Annotated in this window: 16 protein-coding genes and 2 tRNA genes; 15 read left to right on the top strand and 3 right to left on the bottom strand. The window is 56.2% G+C overall.

Annotated elements, in window-relative coordinates:
• The first annotated feature begins 18 nt into the window (after window positions 1–18).
• The 13 genes from lysA (at window position 19) to M0Q23_05365 (ending at window position 11566) form a co-directional block, all read left to right on the top strand.
• The gene (lysA, locus tag M0Q23_05425; protein ID MCK9528076.1) at window positions 19–1338 is read left to right on the top strand and encodes a diaminopimelate decarboxylase; all 1320 of its coding nucleotides are present in this window, start codon (window positions 19–21) and stop codon (window positions 1336–1338) included.
• Complete coding sequence (gene dapA / locus M0Q23_05420) at window positions 1338–2210, top strand: 4-hydroxy-tetrahydrodipicolinate synthase (GenBank protein ID MCK9528075.1); 873 nt, start codon at window positions 1338–1340, stop codon at window positions 2208–2210. The genes lysA and dapA overlap by 1 nt, the downstream gene beginning before the upstream one ends.
• A gap of 54 nt (window positions 2211–2264) precedes the next feature.
• Window positions 2265–3071: a 4-hydroxy-tetrahydrodipicolinate reductase gene (dapB, locus tag M0Q23_05415; GenBank protein ID MCK9528074.1), complete on the top strand. Its 807-nt coding sequence runs from the start codon at window positions 2265–2267 to the stop codon at window positions 3069–3071.
• A gap of 8 nt (window positions 3072–3079) precedes the next feature.
• The gene (gene folK, locus M0Q23_05410) at window positions 3080–3601 is read left to right on the top strand and encodes a 2-amino-4-hydroxy-6-hydroxymethyldihydropteridine diphosphokinase (GenBank protein ID MCK9528073.1); all 522 of its coding nucleotides are present in this window, start codon (window positions 3080–3082) and stop codon (window positions 3599–3601) included.
• Window positions 3602–3808: 207 nt separating this feature from the next.
• Entirely contained in the window at window positions 3809–4075 is a 267-nt protein-coding gene (locus M0Q23_05405; protein ID MCK9528072.1) for a hypothetical protein, read from the top strand.
• Between the two features lie 40 nt (window positions 4076–4115).
• A complete protein-coding gene (fsa, locus tag M0Q23_05400) occupies window positions 4116–4763 on the top strand; it encodes a fructose-6-phosphate aldolase (GenBank protein MCK9528071.1) in 648 nt (215 codons plus the stop codon).
• A gap of 37 nt (window positions 4764–4800) precedes the next feature.
• Window positions 4801–5403 (top strand): CDP-diacylglycerol--glycerol-3-phosphate 3-phosphatidyltransferase, encoded by a 603-nt coding sequence (gene pgsA / locus M0Q23_05395; GenBank protein MCK9528070.1) that lies wholly within the window; start codon window positions 4801–4803, stop codon window positions 5401–5403.
• A gap of 97 nt (window positions 5404–5500) precedes the next feature.
• Window positions 5501–5575, top strand: a tRNA-Gly gene (locus tag M0Q23_05390).
• A gap of 6 nt (window positions 5576–5581) precedes the next feature.
• A tRNA-Cys gene (locus tag M0Q23_05385) sits at window positions 5582–5657 on the top strand.
• 367 nt (window positions 5658–6024) lie between these two features.
• The gene (locus tag M0Q23_05380) at window positions 6025–6384 is read left to right on the top strand and encodes a helix-turn-helix domain-containing protein (GenBank protein MCK9528069.1); all 360 of its coding nucleotides are present in this window, start codon (window positions 6025–6027) and stop codon (window positions 6382–6384) included.
• Window positions 6381–7520, top strand: coding sequence for an acyl-CoA dehydrogenase family protein (locus tag M0Q23_05375; GenBank protein MCK9528068.1), 1140 nt, complete (start codon window positions 6381–6383; stop codon window positions 7518–7520). Before M0Q23_05380 ends, M0Q23_05375 begins: the two co-directional genes overlap by 4 nt.
• 374 nt (window positions 7521–7894) lie before the next feature.
• The gene (locus tag M0Q23_05370; protein MCK9528067.1) at window positions 7895–10324 is read left to right on the top strand and encodes a hypothetical protein; all 2430 of its coding nucleotides are present in this window, start codon (window positions 7895–7897) and stop codon (window positions 10322–10324) included.
• 321 nt (window positions 10325–10645) lie between these two features.
• Window positions 10646–11566: a glycyl-radical enzyme activating protein gene (locus tag M0Q23_05365; protein MCK9528066.1), complete on the top strand. Its 921-nt coding sequence runs from the start codon at window positions 10646–10648 to the stop codon at window positions 11564–11566.
• Window positions 11567–11585: 19 nt separating this feature from the next.
• Here the strand turns inward: M0Q23_05365 and M0Q23_05360 are convergent, their stop codons facing one another.
• Window positions 11586–12920, bottom strand: coding sequence for an NAD(P)/FAD-dependent oxidoreductase (locus M0Q23_05360; GenBank protein MCK9528065.1), 1335 nt, complete (start codon window positions 12918–12920; stop codon window positions 11586–11588).
• Between the two features lie 670 nt (window positions 12921–13590).
• Between M0Q23_05360 and M0Q23_05355 the strand changes: the two genes are divergently transcribed.
• Together M0Q23_05355 and M0Q23_05350 are read left to right on the top strand one after the other, a co-directional pair.
• The gene (locus M0Q23_05355) at window positions 13591–13893 is read left to right on the top strand and encodes a hypothetical protein (GenBank protein MCK9528064.1); all 303 of its coding nucleotides are present in this window, start codon (window positions 13591–13593) and stop codon (window positions 13891–13893) included.
• A 3-nt stretch (window positions 13894–13896) separates the two neighbouring features.
• On the top strand, window positions 13897–15570 hold the full coding sequence (locus tag M0Q23_05350; GenBank protein ID MCK9528063.1) for an AarF/ABC1/UbiB kinase family protein: 1674 nt from the start codon (window positions 13897–13899) through the stop codon (window positions 15568–15570).
• On the opposite strand, the gene folE2 is transcribed toward M0Q23_05350, so the two are convergent.
• Both folE2 and M0Q23_05340 read right to left on the bottom strand, forming a co-directional pair.
• Window positions 15554–16348, bottom strand: coding sequence for a GTP cyclohydrolase FolE2 (gene folE2, locus M0Q23_05345; GenBank protein MCK9528062.1), 795 nt, complete (start codon window positions 16346–16348; stop codon window positions 15554–15556). The two genes, M0Q23_05350 and folE2, sit on opposite strands and share 17 nt — an antisense overlap.
• Window positions 16341–16718 (bottom strand): 6-carboxytetrahydropterin synthase, encoded by a 378-nt coding sequence (locus tag M0Q23_05340; GenBank protein ID MCK9528061.1) that lies wholly within the window; start codon window positions 16716–16718, stop codon window positions 16341–16343. Before M0Q23_05340 ends, folE2 begins: the two co-directional genes overlap by 8 nt.
• Window positions 16719–16761 lie beyond the last annotated feature (43 nt).

Genomic DNA, 16761 nt, shown 5'->3' with positions numbered 1-16761 from the left:
ACGGTCCGAGGAAGCTCCATGCACTACTTCGAATATTCCAACAATGAACTGCACTGTGAATACGTTCCTATTTCGGCTATTGCCGAGTCACAGGGGACGCCCTTCTACCTCTACAGCCTGAAAACGCTCAGACGTCACTACCAGGTGTTCGATCAGGCCTTCGCCGGCATGCCCCACCTGGTCTGTTTTGCCGCGAAGGCGAATTCGAATATCGCTGTTTTGAGAGCCTTGATCAATGAAGGTGGCGGAGTTGATGTCGTCTCCGGGGGAGAACTGTTCCGGGCCCTGACGGCCGGGGCGGATCCGAAAAAAATAGTCTATTCAGGCGTGGGCAAGCGCCGCGATGAAATCAGCTACGCCCTTGACGCGGGCATTCTCATGTTTAACGTCGAATCGTCGCAGGAGTTGGAGCTGATAAACACCGTGGCCGGTCAAAAGGGAGCAAAAGCGCCCATAGCCCTTCGGGTCAACCCGGACGTGGATCCGCTGACACACCCCCACATATCGACAGGCCTGAAGGAAAACAAGTTCGGCATCGACATCGGGCACTCCATCGGGGAGTATCGCCGGGCTCGGGAGCTGAGCAACCTGGAGATCATCGGTGTCGATTGCCATATCGGCTCGCAGATCCTGAACATCAGGCCCTTTCTCGAGGCCATGGACAGCCTGAAGGACCTCATAGGGCTTCTGCGACAGGAAGGTATTGACATTCGTTATCTGGACATCGGCGGCGGTCTGGGCATTGCCTATGATCAGGAAACGCCGCCCCACCCCCGCGACTATGCCCGTGTGGTGTCTGAAAAAGCCCGTGATACAGGGTGCACTCTCATCCTGGAACCCGGCAGGGTCATTGTCGGTAACGCGGGAATCCTGGTCACCAGGGTACTTTATACCAAGTATGGGAGCCACAAGAACTTTATCATCGTCGACGCGGGAATGAACGACCTGATACGCCCCAGTCTCTACGATTCGTATCACCAGATACTGCCGGTACTGGAAAAAGAGAGGGAGCCTGTTGTCGCCGACATCGTGGGACCTATTTGCGAATCAAGCGATTATTTTGTAAAAGACAGAAAAGTGCCCCGTTTCGACCAGGGCGACTTGGTGGCCGTCATGAGCGCGGGCGCCTACGGGTTCACCATGGCGTCGAACTATAATTCCCGGCCCCGGGCAGCGGAATTGCTCGTCAGCGGAAGCGCCGTGGAGGTTATAAAAAAGCGTGAAACCTACCAGGACCTGATAAGGGGAGAGTCTATACCCGAACGCCTGAGCAGGCATGGGACGGAGACGGTTCAGGGTTCCGGGTTACCGGTAATGGAAACAGGAGGAAAAAAATAATGTTCAAAGGATCCATGACAGCCATTGTGACACCCTTTAAAAACGGTGAGGTGGACGAGGAGGCGCTGAGAGGGCTTGTCGAATTCCAGATTGAAAACGGAACCGACGGCATCATACCCTGTGGAACTACGGGGGAGTCGGCGACGCTTTCCCACGATGAACACGATAATGTCATCGAAATCGTCATCGACGCCGTAAAGAAGCGCATCCCCGTCATCGCCGGTACAGGATCCAACAACACCGTCGAGGCGATCAGGCTGACCCGTCACGCCTACGAGGCCGGCGCCGATGGAGCGCTCCTGCTGTCTCCCTACTACAACCGGCCTACCCAGGAAGGCATTTACCGCCACTTCAAGGCCGTGGCCGAAGCAGTACCCATTCCCGTGATCCTTTACAATGTTCCTTCCAGGACGGGAAGCAACGTTCTGCCCGAAACGGTCGCCCGACTTTCGGAAATCAGTAATATCGTGGGCATCAAGGAAGCCACGGGAGATCTGCGGCAGGTCAGTTCCGTCATCAGGCTCTGCGGTGAGGGCTTCTCCGTCATTTCGGGTGATGACTTTACGGTTCTTCCCATCATGGCCATCGGCGGCAAGGGTGTCATATCGGTGGCCTCAAACATCGTTCCCGGTGACATGTCCAGGCTGGTAAAGGCTGCGGCGGCGGGGGATCTTGCAGTGGCACGGGAGATTCACTATCGCGTGTGGCCCGTCATGGAGGCCCTTTTTTTCGAGACAAACCCCATTCCCGTCAAGGCGGCTCTTTCAATGATGGGAAAAATCGAGTATGAGTTGAGACTCCCCCTGTGCCCCCTGTCGGACGCGAACTACGAACGCGTCAAGAAGGTGATCGGTGCCTGCGGGCTGATCTGAAACGACGGCAGACAATCACTGATTGCCGCGGACCTGTAATCGGAGGAAAAGACTGTGATACGCGTTATTGTCATGGGAGCGGGTGGGCGCATGGGATGCAGGATCTGTTCGCTTCTGGACGGCGCCGAAGATCTCGAACTCGCGGGAGCCGTTGAAATTCCCGGCCATCCCCTGGTGGGGGAGGATATCGGAGACGCTCTCGCTCTGTCGGCACGGGGCGTGAAGGTGTCCGGAAGCCTCGAAGACTGTGTTGACGCCGGTGACGTGATCATTGACTTTACGCACCACGACGCGGTGGTGAATAACCTTGAAATAACAGCGCGCCATAAAAAGGCTGCCGTCATAGGCACCACGGGACTGACGGCCCGGGAACTCGAGGCGGTCGTGCGGCTGGCCGCGCAGACACGTTGCGTTCTCGCCCCGAACATGAGCGTCGGTGTGAACGTGATGTTCAGGATGCTCGATTCGGTGGCCCGAATACTGGGTGATGACTACGATGTTGAAATCGTCGAAGCCCACCACAACCAGAAAAAAGACGCGCCGAGCGGAACGGCCGTCATGATGGCACAGGTCGTAGCCCGCGCCCTGGGGAGAAACATGGATGATGTCGGCGTCTACGAGCGCCGGGGTATGACAGGAGCCAGGACAAAACAGGAGATCGGTATCCAGACCATCCGGGCCGGCGATATCGTGGGCGAACATACGGTCATCTTCGGCGGTATGGGCGAGCGGCTCGAGTTCATACACCGCGCCCACAGCCGGGACAATTTCGCCCGGGGGGCCCTCAGGGCGGCCCGCTGGGTCGTGAACCAGCCCAAGGGCCTCTACGACATGCAGGATGTGCTGGGACTGAAGGAGTGATCCCGACAATGCGGAGGCGGTTCACGGATGGCAGGGAAGAAGGTGTTATCTGCTACCTGTCGATCGGTTCCAACCAGGATGACCCCCTGCGACAGTGTCGCTCGGCACTGGAGAGCCTGTCGGAAACTCCCGGCCTGGTGCCGGTTCGACGGTCATCGTTGTACCGGACGGAGCCGGTGGGAATGATCCGGCAGCCCTGGTTCATAAACGCCGTGGCGGAGATACGGGCCCTTCTGGAGCCCCGGCGTCTCCTGCAAGCACTCCAGGAACGTGAACGGGACATGGGAAGGACCCGTACAGGCGACGGAGGTCCCCGGATCATCGACCTGGATATCCTGTTTTACGGGCAGGCCGTCATCGACGAGGATGACCTGGTAATACCCCATCGTGAACTGCACCGGCGTCGCTTTGTCCTGGAGCCTCTCGCGGAGATTGCCTCATGGGTGATTCATCCCCGATTCGGCATATCGGTTCGGGGACTGCTGGATCGCCTGGAAGACGCCGCAACGGTTGTAAAGCTGGAGGGGTAGGGGAGAAATCCTGAAAGTGTACTGTCAGGCCAATCCCGGGTATTGGGGAGTCCCGATTGCCGCCCGGTGTTGAGCTGTCTGCCCTGCGCTCACTCCCGTTCATGCGGGAATCGGGAGTGAGCAGATTCGAATCCCGGGTCGGACCGGGAATGACGAAAACAGGAGGTGTGAAACGATCCTGCGGGGTCTTCCACCGGCGTGTCGTTCATGATAGTACGTCTGATACTGCTAATCGTTATCCTGTACTTAGCCTACCGGGCCGCCCGGTATCTTTTTCAGGTCCCCGGGGAGAAGGATCGTGTCTTACCCCGCCGCAGGTCTGAAATTGCGAGTGAGGATCTCGTGAAAGACCCCCAGTGCGGAACCTACGTTCCGGTAAATAGTGCCCTGACCGCGACCATCGAGGGAGAAGTACACCATTTCTGCAGTGAGGAATGCCGCGACCGCTACCGGCAGAGCCGGCGGCAGCAGTGAACGCCGAGCGGCACAGTTCTATACGGAAGGAGAGAAGCTGATGAAATTTTTTCTTGACACGGGGAACATAGACGAAATTAAAGCAGGAATTGGAATGGGCATGGTTGACGGGGTCACTACCAACCCCAGCCTGGTCGCGAAGGAGAAGAAAAAGTTCGACACGGTGGTGAAGGAGATCCTGGCTATCGTCGACGGTCCCGTCAGTCTCGAAGTCGTCAGCGAAGACGCCGCAGGTATGGTAAAGGAGGGTAAAAAACTGGCGGCCACATCTCCCAATGTGGTGGTAAAGATTCCCATGACCATAGAAGGCCTGAAAGCGACAAAGGCTCTCGCTGACGAGGGCGTCGCCGTGAACCAGACCCTGATCTTTTCCGCCCTGCAGGCACTCCTGGCGGCAAAGGCGGGGGCCGCCTACGTGAGTCCCTTCATCGGGCGTCTGGATGACGTGTCCCATGACGGCATGGAACTCGTTGAACAGATACTGTACATGTTCGACAACTATGCCTTTGACTGCGAGGTCATCGTGGCCAGCGTTCGCCATCCGCTTCACGTTCTCAACGCGGCCCTGCTGGGTGCCGACATAATAACCATGCCTTTCGGCGTTCTGTCACAAATGGCCCGCCATCCACTGACGGACGTGGGATTGGCGAAATTCCTGGAAGACTGGAAAAAAGTGCCCAAGAAATAACACGCAAGTGGAATCCTTCATTCTCCCCGGAGGCAGCGTGATAGATTTTCTGAAAGACAGATTTGACCGGCTCCCCATGTCGGAGAAAAAGCGGCAGATTTTCAATCTTCCCAATAGTATCACTATGCTCAGGGTCGGCATAATACCGGTTCTGTTCCTGCTGCTCCTCAATCCGGGAAGAGTCTTGAGCCTGGTCATAGCGCTGCTGTTCATTGCCGCCGCCCTGACGGATCTTCTGGACGGCTACATCGCGCGGCGATACAACATTGTGACAAAAGTAGGGCAACTCATGGATCCCATCGTCGACAAGCTGATCATAAGCACTGCCATGATCATGCTGATTCCCCTGGACAGGATACCAGCCTGGGTTGTGGTTATCATGATTGCCCGGGACGTCGTCGTCGACGGAATTCGAAGCTTCGCCTCGGCCGAAGGGCTGATAATCGAGGCAAGCAGCCTGGGGAAACAGAAGACCCTCTGCCAGGTCATCGGCGTGTCGGCCCTTCTTATCCATTATCCCTTCCTGGGACTGAACGCCCACGCGGTGGGGATTGTTGTCATCTACATCGCCCTGGTTCTCTCCGTATGGTCCGGAACCGAATATACCATGAAGTTTCACCGGGAGTCCTTAAGCCATTGATGTCGCCGATGGTCCGTGTACTGCATGCGACGGGAGCTGTTCCGGAAGTTTTTCGTTGACAGGGACCAGGTATTTTACTATGAGTAGCTTCCATTGAGCGGGCGTAACTCAGTGGTAGAGTGCCACCTTGCCAAGGTGGACGTCGAGGGTTCAAATCCCTTCGCCCGCTCCATTTTTCGGCGGCATAGCCAAGTGGCTAAGGCAGCGGTCTGCAAAACCGTTATTCACCGGTTCGAATCCGGTTGCCGCCTCCAGAAATCAAGAGAAGGGCTGTGGGTTAATACCATAACCGGCAGGCCTTCTTTCTTTTTTGATTTCCCGGCCTTTGTCGCCTTCCCGCGTGAGGGCGTGTAGCACTGCCGGCCGACCGTCCGATGGTCCTCCGGAACAATCTGTACTTCCCCGCTAAAATAGTGTACTTCCTGCAGTAACGATTGACGGCCTCGTAAAGATCGAAAAACGTCTGGTAGAGGACGGTATTGTAAAAGCTCCCTGAGGCACGGTGCGTACATCTTAAGGAACGAGGCGTACTGTGATGGTACAACGCGGTGACGAAGGCCGGAGCGCAATCAGGCATGCGGCTCCGGTACCATTGTACGAAGCCGTCATGATTGAAGAACCATGAAAGCCTACGAAGAAATAGGACGAAAGCTCCAGAAGGCACGGGAAGAGGCGGGACTGAGCCAGGATGACCTGGCCAGGAAGTTGGGTTGTACGCAGGCCTCGCTCTCCAATTACGAACTGGGCAAGCGGCGTCTCTATCTGGCGGAGCTCCAGCGTATCGGGAATCTTCTGGGCAAACCCGTGACATACTTCCTTGAGGGCTCTGAAGACAGACACCCGGCAAACTCCGACTACGACACGATTTTGAAAGACCCTCTGGCACAACGAATCATTGAAGCACTGCCGGGGCTGAAGCCTTCGCAGAGGAAGTCCGTTCTTGACTTTGTTCTCTGGCAGAAGAGCGGAGGTAAACAATGATTTCCTTTGAATTGTCGGCGGAACAGAAAAAACTTCAGGAGAAGATCAATCGCCGGGCTGTAGCGCTCCAACCATTGTCTCTCAAGGTGGATTCGGCCGAACCGGGACCTATCGACGGAGACTACCTCTGCATCATAGCGGAAGAAAAACTGAATTCTTTTATCATTCCTGATGAATGCGGCGGTCACGCTCTGGACCGGCTGACACTTTCAATCGTGACGGAAGAGATCGGTTACGGGTGTGCCGGGCTGGCCAGCATTTATGCGGCCACGGTCCACTCGGTTTCCGCCCTGTTGATAGGAGGTTCGGAAGAACAGCAGAAGAAGTTTCTGTCCCCGCTTCTCGATCCCGCGGATGCCGTTGCAAGCTGCTGTATCACGGAGGAAAAGGGTGGTTCGAACACGTCATCTTTTTCTACCATGGCACGGCAGGATGGTGAGTACTACATCATTACCGGTGAAAAGGTTCCCGTCCTGAACGCGGGAAGCGCCGCCTTTTACATAGTCTGGGCAAACAGCGACACGGGCCGGGGCCGGGCCGGTATCAACACCTTCGTCATACCCGGCGATGCCGACGGGATCATTGTCGGCCCCTATCACGACAAGCCGGGCCTCCGCTGTGCTCCTACGGCAACTGTCACCTTTCGTGAGGTCGCCGTTCCGAAATCCAACCTGATCGGTCTCCCGGGAAGCGGTTACCTGCTCCTGATGCAGACCCTGGACTGGGGTCGTGCCTTTTTCGGTGCCATATGTGTCGGCCTGGCCCGGGCGGCGCTGGAAAAATCGATACAGTTCGCCAAGAAGCGGGTCGTTTCAAGCCGGCCTATTATCAAGAACCAGGGCATCAGTTTTGTCCTGTCGGAACTGGCTGCGGAGATTGATGCCGCCCGGCTGCTCGTCTGGAGGGCATGCCGGCTTATGGATCTGAATAAGGATTATACCCGCGAATCCTCCATGGCCAAGCTCTTCGCCTCGGAAGTCGCGGCCCGGGCGAGCGGTAAAGGCATGCAGATATTGGGAAAGACAGGCTACCTGCGGCCGCACCTCATGTCCAAATTTCATCGGGATTCCCAGGGATTGCTCATACTGGAAGGGACAAGCCCGATTCAGAAACAGATTATAGCCGGCCAATTGTGACGGCTCCGTACAATAGTACCGGAGGCATGCCTCCGGTACGGGAGCCGGATTCTTGGTTGAGCTCTCTTCTTCGTCACCGCGGCGTACCGCAGCGTACGCCTCGTTCCCCAGGATGTGCGCGCCTTGCATCGAGAAGCTTTGTTAAAAGCCGCCCTCTATTGGACGTTTTTCGACTTCTTATTCCGAGATCATCAGGTGTGATGAACTCATACAACGTCTGAACGTCCGATTTGGTTTCCCTTCCTTGTTATCCCTTCCCTCTTGACAGGAAAAATAACAATATGTTATAGGAATATTACATAACGTATTTGCCGCGGGAGACCGTGTCCCGTTCAGGCAGTCACAGATATTCCAAGAGCAGAGAGGAGACGATCATGGAGACGACTACCGTAACAGAGTCCGTCACAACGACGGCCCCCAAACAGGATCTCAGGAACAAGTTTGTCAGCAAGGCCGTGCGCAATGTCCAGCGCGGCTACATGGAAGATGACAAGTCACGGGGTCTCTTCCGTCCTGAAGTAAAGCTCGACCTGCAGCGTTCCCGGTTAATGACGGAGTCATTCAAGAAGACCGACGGGGAGGCGATGGTCCTTCGTCGTGCCAAAGCCCTTGCCCACGTGCTCGGTAACATGGACATCTTCATCAGGGATTGGGAGCGCATCGTGGGGTACCAGACGTCTGACCCGGAAGGCATTTACCACCCCATCGACATGAACTGGCGCTCGGTCCTCAGGCTTGTAAACAGTACGGGCGGGACTACCCTGCTTGACGAAGCCGGGAAACAGGAACTCGAGGAAATATGTGCCTACTGGAAAGGCAAGAGCATGAGCGATCGCCACCAGGAAGCTTTCACGGGCGATCTCGGTACGTACTGGCAATACGAGGGGACTTTTCTCTGGACCCACTGGTCTGAACTGGGCGTACCTGACTATGAGGGTCTTTTTAAGGAAGGTCTCGACGCGAGAATCAGACGGTGCGAGGCCAGGCTCGAGGAGATTGACCGAACCATACCGTCGGATTATATAGACCAGAAGGAATTCCTGAAATCGGTGATCATCGTCCTGCAGGCGGTTATTGACTTTTCTCACCGTTATGCCACCCTGGCCCGGACCATGGCCGCCTCGGAACGCGATCCGGAAAGCAGGAAAAGGCTGGAAGAAATCGCCGAAATCTGTGAATGGGTGCCCGCCAACCCTCCCCGGACGTTCAAGGAAGCGGTGCAGTTCTTTTATTTCATTCACCTTATCCGGTATCTTGAATATTCAACTCTGGGAATCGGCCTGCGGGTGGATTACGTCCTTGGTCCCTACTATGAAAAGGACTTGAAAGAAGGGCGGATCACCCGGGAGGAGGCCCTGGAAATGCTCCAACTCCTCTGGGTTAAATTTCTCGAGCTGGGACTTGTGTATTCTCCCCTGGTCACTTCCGTGTATGGTGGTGTCGCTTCCCTGCAGGCCGTCACCATAGGCGGGCTGGACCGGGAGGGGAGGGATGTCACCAATGAATTGAGCTACCTGGTTCTGGAAGCGGCGAAGACCATGAGAACCATCGAACCCAGCATCGCCATGCGCGTACACAGGAACACGCCCGATGAACTGCTGTCTGCGGCAACGGACGTCATACGAACGGGAATCGGATACCCATCCTTTTTTAATGACGAGGCGCTCATACCGCTGCTGGAAAAGTGGGGTGTTCCGCCGAGTGACGCGCAGGCATACTCTGTCTCGGGCTGTGTCTACATGGAGATCCCTGGTAAAAACATTACCCGGCGCGTCCTGGGATACTTTGTCTTGATAAAATGCCTCTGGTGGGCCCTCCACCAGGGCATGAACCCGGAAACGGGTGAACAGCGGGGTGCCGGAACGCCTGACCCCGCCACGTTCACATCATGGGAAGACCTTCTCGATGCCTATCTCGAACAGGTGAAATTTTTCGTCACAAAGATGGCCCACGTGGAAAACACCTGCCGTGACCTCTACGCGAAATACTGTCCGAAGCCCTTTTATTCAGCCATAGTGGAAGGCTGCATCGAACGGGGGAGGGAGTGCAAACAGTGGGTCTATCCCTCGATGGTACATGACTTTGCCATGGTGATCGGCGGAACCAATGTGGCCGATTCCATAACGGCTGTAAAAAAGGTGGTTTTTGATGACAAACTCGTCACCCTGCCGGAGCTTGTCGCTATCATGGACAAGAACTGGGAAGGCCGCGAAGATATACGGCAGGCCTGCATCAACGCGCCCAAGTACGGTAACGATGATGACTACGCGGATTCCATCGCCCGGGAGGTTCATCATCGTACCGAGGCGGTCATGGAGACCGTCAAGGACCGCTTCGGCTATTCCATCAGAGGAGATGGGAGCGCTGTATCCGCCACGTACGGGCTTGCTGCCGATACCCCCGCGACTCCCGACGGCAGGATGGACGGGGGACCCTTCGCCGACTCCACCCTCGCTCCCCAGCCGGGCGCGGACAAGAAAGGTCCCACGGCGGTGTTGAATTCCGTCGCCAAGATCGACACCATGGAGACCTACAACCACCTGCTGAACCAGAAATTTCTTCCCCAGTACCTGGAGGGGAGCATGAAGGAAATGTTCCTCAGCTATCTTAAAACCTGGCGGGACAAGAAGATATCTCACATACAGTTCAACGTGGTAGACAAGGAGACCTTGCTCGATGCCCAGCAGTATCCCGAGAAATACCGGGACCTGATCGTGCGGGTGGCCGGCTTCAGCGCCTATTTTGCCGACCTCTCCAAGGGGTTGCAGGACCATATCATCATGAGGACTGAACACACGTTCTGAGAGAACCGGGACCATGAAGCGGGGGCTGGAACATCGTTCCAGCCCCCGTTAACGGCTCCGTGAAAAGCCGGCGGAGTCACAGCCTCCGCCACTAGAGCCGGATGCCTGATTGCGCTCTCTTGTGTATCACCGCGGTGATCGCGCCCTGCGGTCATTGCAGCGGCCACTCTTTGTTAAGCGTTACGGTGAACCTGTTTTTTCGTCCTGTTCGTGAAGTCGGTAATCGGGTAACACCGGAAAACGATCGATCTTCAGAAGGCCAGCGAATCATCGGCGGCTCTCCGAGGAGTTCCCGATCAGAAAACACTGCGAGTACCTGTCATGATAACAGCCGAAAGCACCAGAAAAGGACATATTTTCAACATCCAGCGGTTCAGTATCCACGACGGTCCGGGAATCCGCACCACCGTATTTATGAAAGGCTGTCCCCTGCGGTGCGTCTGGTGCTCCAACCCGGAATCCCAGGACTTTCACCCAACCCTGCTGGTGAGGGACATCAACTGTACCGGCTGTGGTGCCTGCCTGAAAGTCTGTCCCGAAGGAGCAATCACCCTCACAGGGGAAACGGGCCGGACCATCGACTGGTCCAAATGTACTCACTGCCTGCGCTGTGTTCCGGCATGCCTGTACAATTCCCTGAATGCCTGCGGGACTTCTATGACGGTAACAGAGGTTCTTGATGAGGTTCAAAGAGATGAAGATTTCTACAGAAACTCATCGGGAGGGGTGACCCTGTCCGGCGGTGAGCCCCTATGGCAGAGCGATTTCGTGTCGAGCCTGCTGCAGGCATGCAAAGCGAGAGGACTGCACACAGCGCTGGAAACGACGGGCTTCTCCTCCTGGAGACAATTCTCCGCGGTTCTCGATCATACCGACCTCGTTCTCTTTGACATCAAGCACCTTGACCCGGAGATGCACCGGGCTTTTACCGGAGTCGACAACAGGCGCATCCTGAATAATCTTTACAAAATAGCGGGGAGCACAAGAATCTGGCTCCGCATGCCCGTACTGGGCGGTATAAACGATTCGGACGAATATATCAGAGAAATGGCGGCCCTGGCCAAAAAGACGGGAGCCGAGAGAGTGTCGCTTCTGCCCTACCATGAAGGGGGGAAATCAAAAAGCGCCCAGATGGGAAGACCCTACACCTTCAGTCAGGGAATCGTACCCGGCGAAGACCGTTTGAAACGCATCAAGGATCTGCTCGACAGCCAGGGGGTGACGGCAACGATCGGCCACTAGCACCGTCGTGCCGCGCTTCTTAAAATCTCAGGGCGCACTCCCGGAAGATTTCCCCCAGCGTAGGATGGGAAAAGACAACCCGCCCCAGCCCGTCCACGGTCATTTCATTATACAGTACCAGCGACGCGTAGCTGCTGAACTCGGACGCCTCGTAGCCCACGATGGTCATTCCCAGGATTTTCCTGGTTTTCCGGTCGGCAATAATTTTCAGAAACCCCTGGGGCGCATTGTCGGCAATGGCCTTCCCTATCTCCGTGAAGTGGACGGTTCTTACGTCAATGGTGCAGAATTTCTCCGCTTCTCGCTCCGTCAGGCCGGCCCTGCCCACTTCAGGGCTGGTGAATACCGCCAGAGGGATCAGGTCGTAGCGGGGCGACCGGTCCCTGCCGGCAACACGGTCCGTGATCACCTGGGCGTCATGAGCCGCCTTGTGGGCCAGCCGGGGTCCCGGGGCGATATCGCCGGCGATCATGATGGAGTCCTTCAGGCACAACGACGAGGCCATGGACAGATCAAGACCGGCCCTGTCCAGTCCAAGAGTGTCCGGGAAGGCCTTCCGTCCCATACAGCAAACCACCAGGGAGCAGGTCACCGCCTGGTTACCCAGACGTACCTCCAAGGTCCCGTTGCCCCCTGACAGGGAATCCACGGTGGTTTCCAGGAGCACCGACACGCCCCTGCTCTTGAGCTGCTTCAGGATAATCCCTGAAACCTCAGGTTCTTCCGTGGTGAGAAGACGGTTTTCGCTCTCCACGACGGTCACCGTAAACCCCAGGGTGGCCAGTGACGAGGCGTATTCGCAGCCCACGACGCCGCCTCCTGCGATCAGGATATTCTTCGGAAGATCGTCAAGGCTCCAGAACGTCTCACTGTCAACGACGCCATCAATGCCGGACCAGGCTTCGGGAACAACGGGCTGTGTGCCCGCAGCGATCACCAGCCTGTCGAATCCCAGTGTTGCAACGGTTCCGCCCTCCCCGTCAAAGACTCTTACAACATCGGGAGAATCCATTGATGCCGTTCCGTTGTATACGGTAATGCCCGCGTTCCGGATGCGCTGTTCCAGCCCCTTTCTCAACCGGGACGTCACGTTCCGCCGGTATTTCATGAAGTCAGGACAGGAGAATACCGTGGCCGCGGTTTCCAGACCGTAGCGCCGTGCCGACTGAGTCCGCTCCAGTCGCTTTGCCGCCGAGACCATTACCTTCGTGGGGATACAGCCCCGGTTGATGCAGACACCTCCCAGATCATTCTTTTCCACCAGGGCAACAGAATTACCCAGCTTCGCCAGGCCCAGGGCAGTTTCAAAACCAGCGGGGCCGCTTCCGATAATCACGCTGTCAAATCGATCCATAGTCAATTCTTTTCCTCTGTTCCCGGGTATCTCGTCCGGTTCGCACCGCCGAGGCAACCTCTTCCCCGATCAGGGTGGTCACCATCCGGTTGTTACAGGTGATCATCGCACAGTACGCCTCATTCCTCAGGATGTGCGCGCCGTGCCTCAGGGAGCTTTTTTAAAAGCCGTCCTCTATCGGACGTTTTTCGACTTTTACGAGTTCGTCATGGCTTGGTTATGTCAACCGGGCTGAACGCGTTTCGAGTGTATCCACCTGTGAAGGCACTGTCAAGGCGAACCCGGCCCGGGAATGGAACGGAAAACCCCGTTATTTTCTTGAAAAAAAACAGGTGGGTATTTACAATGTCCATCAGAAACTGTGAACCATACCTCATTTTGACGAGCTCCTGCAGGGTCGGAAAATGTCTGATGGGGGACGGACGGCTTCAGGAAAAAGAGACCTTTGAAAAACTGTCGTTTTTGTCATTCCGACCGCAGGGAGAAATCTTGTAACATATCGATGTTAAAGGAAGATTTCTCGTCACGATGCTCCTCGAAATGACAAAATTAAAGGTCTCAAAAAGTTTTTACGGAACGGCGTGCATATCTTATGAAGCCGTCAATTCTGTCATCCCCGTGAAGCCGGGGACGACGCGATACGCGCCCATGACGGGGGAGGAGAAAAGCCATGTCAAATTTTATCAGAAAAAGCATCCTTATGGGCTTTGGTCTTGTGTCTCTGAGCCGGGAAAAGGCCGAAGAGTTCATGGACGACCTGATCAAGCGGGGAGAAATCTCCGAAAAAGAGGGCCGGGAAACCGTGGACGAGATGATCAGGAAATCAAAAGAAATGAAAAAAGACCTCGCGAAGAACATCGACAAGGCCGTGAAAGATGCCCTGAAGACTATGAACATCGTCAGCAGGGACGAATTCGACAAACTCAGAAAGAAGGTGACGGCCCTGGAGAAGGCCTCAAAGAGCGGGGAATAGTCCATGCTCATCCGCAAAATCGGGTTCGTTTCCCGGACCTACCGGCACATCAACAGGTATCGGCAGATCCTGGCCGTGATGATCAAGTTCGGTTTCGGCGACCTCATCGACCGGATCAACAGGGGCGGCTACCTGGAAACGGGCATCCAGTTCGTGACGCGATCACGATCGAAGAATATCGAAAAGCACACCCGGGCCGAACGGATACGGATGGCCCTTGAAGAACTGGGTCCCACGTTTGTCAAGCTGGGGCAGATTCTGTCGACCCGGCCCGACATGCTGCCCCCGGACATGATCAGGGAGCTCGAGAAGCTTCAGGATGACGTGGTGCAGGTTCCTTTTCACACAATGCGCGACGTACTGGAAGGGGAGATCGGTGGCCCGCTGGAGACTCTTTTTGAGCGTTTTGACGAAGAGCCTCTGGCGGCGGCATCCATCGGGCAGGTGTACCGGGGCCGACTCAAAAGCGGAGACGAGGTGGTCGTCAAAGTGAGGCGGCCGGGTATCAGTGCGGGTATAGAGGTGGACCTTGAAATTCTTCTCCACCTGGCCTCGCTTATGGAGGAGCACCTGGAAGAGATCCGTTTTTTCCGGCCCACAAAAATCGTGGAGGAATTCGCCCGCACCCTGGAGAACGAAATCGACTACACTCTGGAAGCCTCCTACGCCGATCGCTTCGCCGGCCAGTTCCGGGACAACCCCACCATCCATGTGCCGCGTGTTTTTCGGGACCTGTCGACCAAAGAAATTCTCGTCATGGAATATGTGTCGGGCATAAAGGCATCGAATCTTGACGATCTCGACGCGGCGGGTTACGATCGCACGCTCATAGCGCAGCGGGGAGCCGACCTGCTCTTCGCCCAGATATTCGACTACGGTTTTTTCCATGCCGATCCCCATCCGGGGAACATTTTCATTCTTCCCGACAACGTCATCTGCTACCTCGATTTCGGTATGATGGGCACTGTGGACCGACGCTCACGGGATGAAATGGCCGATATGGCCTTCGCTATTGTCCGGAAGGACGAACGGAAAGTGACCGACGCCCTGCTGGCCATCGTCGAGTTCGATGAAGAGCCGGACCGGCGGACCCTGGAGTCCGACATGTCCCATCTGATCGAGCTCTATGCTTTTCGGCCGCTCAAAGAAATTCGCATCGAGCAGGTGCTGAACAGGATTCTGGATCTGATTCTCCGTCACCGGTTGTGGCTTCCCTTTGACAAGTACCTGATGCTCAAGGCCCTGGCCACCACGGAAGGGCTGGGCCTGATGCTGGCCCCCGACTTCGACATGACCGCCCGGGCCGAGCCCCACGTCCGGCGTTTGAAGCTTCAGCGCTACCGGCCGGGCCGGCTCGCGGAAGAATTCTTTGACAGCGGTGGTGACGCCATGAAGCTCCTGCGGGAGCTTCCCCGGGAAACGCGGGAGATCATGCGGCAGTTGAAGCAGGGGAAACTCAAGGCCTCCTTCGACCACCGGGGTCTGGAGCCCATAACCCACGCCATGAGGCAGTCCGCCAATCGAATCAGCCTGGGGCTGATCGCGGCATCTCTCGTGATCGGTTCGTCGGTCATGATCGGGATGGAGACGGGACCGCTGTTTTTCGGCTTCTCCGTGGCGGGCCTTACCGGAATCTGCCTGGCCGCCGCCCTGGGGGTCATCATGGTCCTTCGGTAGAAGAAGGCCGGTTTTCTGATTCGGTATATGCGTAAGCGCTGTGATTGTGGATGCTTTCCATGTTTTCAGCCTCCACGCTGTACCAGGTGAAATTAGAATCGGCCTTCAATTTTTCCGCCACGCTCCGCACCACGTCCTCCACGAACATGGGGTTTTCAAAGGCCTTCTCGGTGACGTGCTTTTCGTCCGAACGCTTGAGCAGTGAGAAGACCTCGCCACTGGCGGACTGTTCCACCAGGCTGATGATGTCCTCGATCCAGAAGAATTTTCTGAACCGGAGCCTCACCGTTACCAGACTTCGCTGATTGTGGGCACCTCCGGCGCTGATCTCTTTAGAACAGGGACAGAGAGTCGTCACGGGTACTGTCAGAGCTACCAAAAAATCCATGTGATCCCGGCGGTTTTCGCCGATGAAGGCGCAGCGGTATTCCATGAGGCTCCGCAATCGGGAAACGGGGGCCTTCTTCTCCACAAAATAGGGGAATTCGATCTCCATGTAGGCCGATTCGCCGGCGAGCCTTTCCCGTATGGTCCTGATTATGGTCTGAAAGGTCCTGATATTGATCTCGCCGTGGTACTTGTTGAGAATTTCCAGGAACCGGCTCATGTGGGTCCCCCTGAACCGATGGGGAAGATTGACATACATGTTGACCGTGGCATTGACATGCTGGGTACCCCTTTTCTTGTCCAGTACGATAACGGGGTACTTGACGCCCTTTACGCCCACCTTCTGGATGTCGATTTTCCGATGATCCCGCCGACTTTGAACGTCAACCACTGCCGTCTCTCCCATAGGATGCGCGGGCGCTCTCCGATTCCCACACGGTGACACGCGAAATTCGGGTTCTGCCGGGAGAGAATGCCCTTTCCAGGCTGTCGAAAATGTGGCGGGCGATATTCTCCGCCGTAGGGGGGACGTTGTTGAATGCGGGGACATCGTTCAGGTAGGTGTGGTCCAGATCTTTCAGGACCGCATCGGCATGACGCTTGATGTCCCGAAAATCGGCAACCACGCCTTCCTGGTCGAGTTCTCCGGATTCCAGAGAGATTTCCACGGCGAAGTTATGGCCGTGCATGGGCTCCCCGATGCTGCCAAGGGTGATCGTGTGGGCGGCAGAAAATGTTTTTCGTATCGTTATCGTATACATGGTACTACTCTAATACCTGATTTCCATCGTGTCAATTCACGCT

The organism is Syntrophales bacterium (assembly GCA_023228425.1).
GTDB lineage: Bacteria > Desulfobacterota > Syntrophia > Syntrophales > UBA2210 > MLS-D.
The sequence above is the reverse complement of the archived record's forward strand: the minus strand, read 5'-3'. Positions and strand labels throughout refer to the sequence as shown.

Bases quoted from the DNA above. Each gene is read 5' to 3' on its own strand.
- lysA (MCK9528076.1), top strand. From the start codon at position 19: ATGCACTACTTCGAATATTCCAACAATGAACTGCACTGTGAATACGTT.
- dapA (MCK9528075.1), top strand. From the start codon at position 1,338: ATGTTCAAAGGATCCATGACAGCCATTGTGACACCCTTTAAAAACGGT.
- folK (MCK9528073.1), top strand. From the start codon at position 3,080: ATGCGGAGGCGGTTCACGGATGGCAGGGAAGAAGGTGTTATCTGCTAC.
- M0Q23_05405 (MCK9528072.1), top strand. From the start codon at position 3,809: ATGATAGTACGTCTGATACTGCTAATCGTTATCCTGTACTTAGCCTAC.
- fsa (MCK9528071.1), top strand. From the start codon at position 4,116: ATGAAATTTTTTCTTGACACGGGGAACATAGACGAAATTAAAGCAGGA.
- M0Q23_05380 (MCK9528069.1), top strand. From the start codon at position 6,025: ATGAAAGCCTACGAAGAAATAGGACGAAAGCTCCAGAAGGCACGGGAA.
- M0Q23_05375 (MCK9528068.1), top strand. From the start codon at position 6,381: ATGATTTCCTTTGAATTGTCGGCGGAACAGAAAAAACTTCAGGAGAAG.
- M0Q23_05370 (MCK9528067.1), top strand. From the start codon at position 7,895: ATGGAGACGACTACCGTAACAGAGTCCGTCACAACGACGGCCCCCAAA.
- M0Q23_05365 (MCK9528066.1), top strand. From the start codon at position 10,646: ATGATAACAGCCGAAAGCACCAGAAAAGGACATATTTTCAACATCCAG.
- M0Q23_05360 (MCK9528065.1), bottom strand. From the start codon at position 12,920: ATGGATCGATTTGACAGCGTGATTATCGGAAGCGGCCCCGCTGGTTTT.
- M0Q23_05355 (MCK9528064.1), top strand. From the start codon at position 13,591: ATGTCAAATTTTATCAGAAAAAGCATCCTTATGGGCTTTGGTCTTGTG.
- M0Q23_05350 (MCK9528063.1), top strand. From the start codon at position 13,897: ATGCTCATCCGCAAAATCGGGTTCGTTTCCCGGACCTACCGGCACATC.
- M0Q23_05340 (MCK9528061.1), bottom strand. From the start codon at position 16,718: ATGTATACGATAACGATACGAAAAACATTTTCTGCCGCCCACACGATC.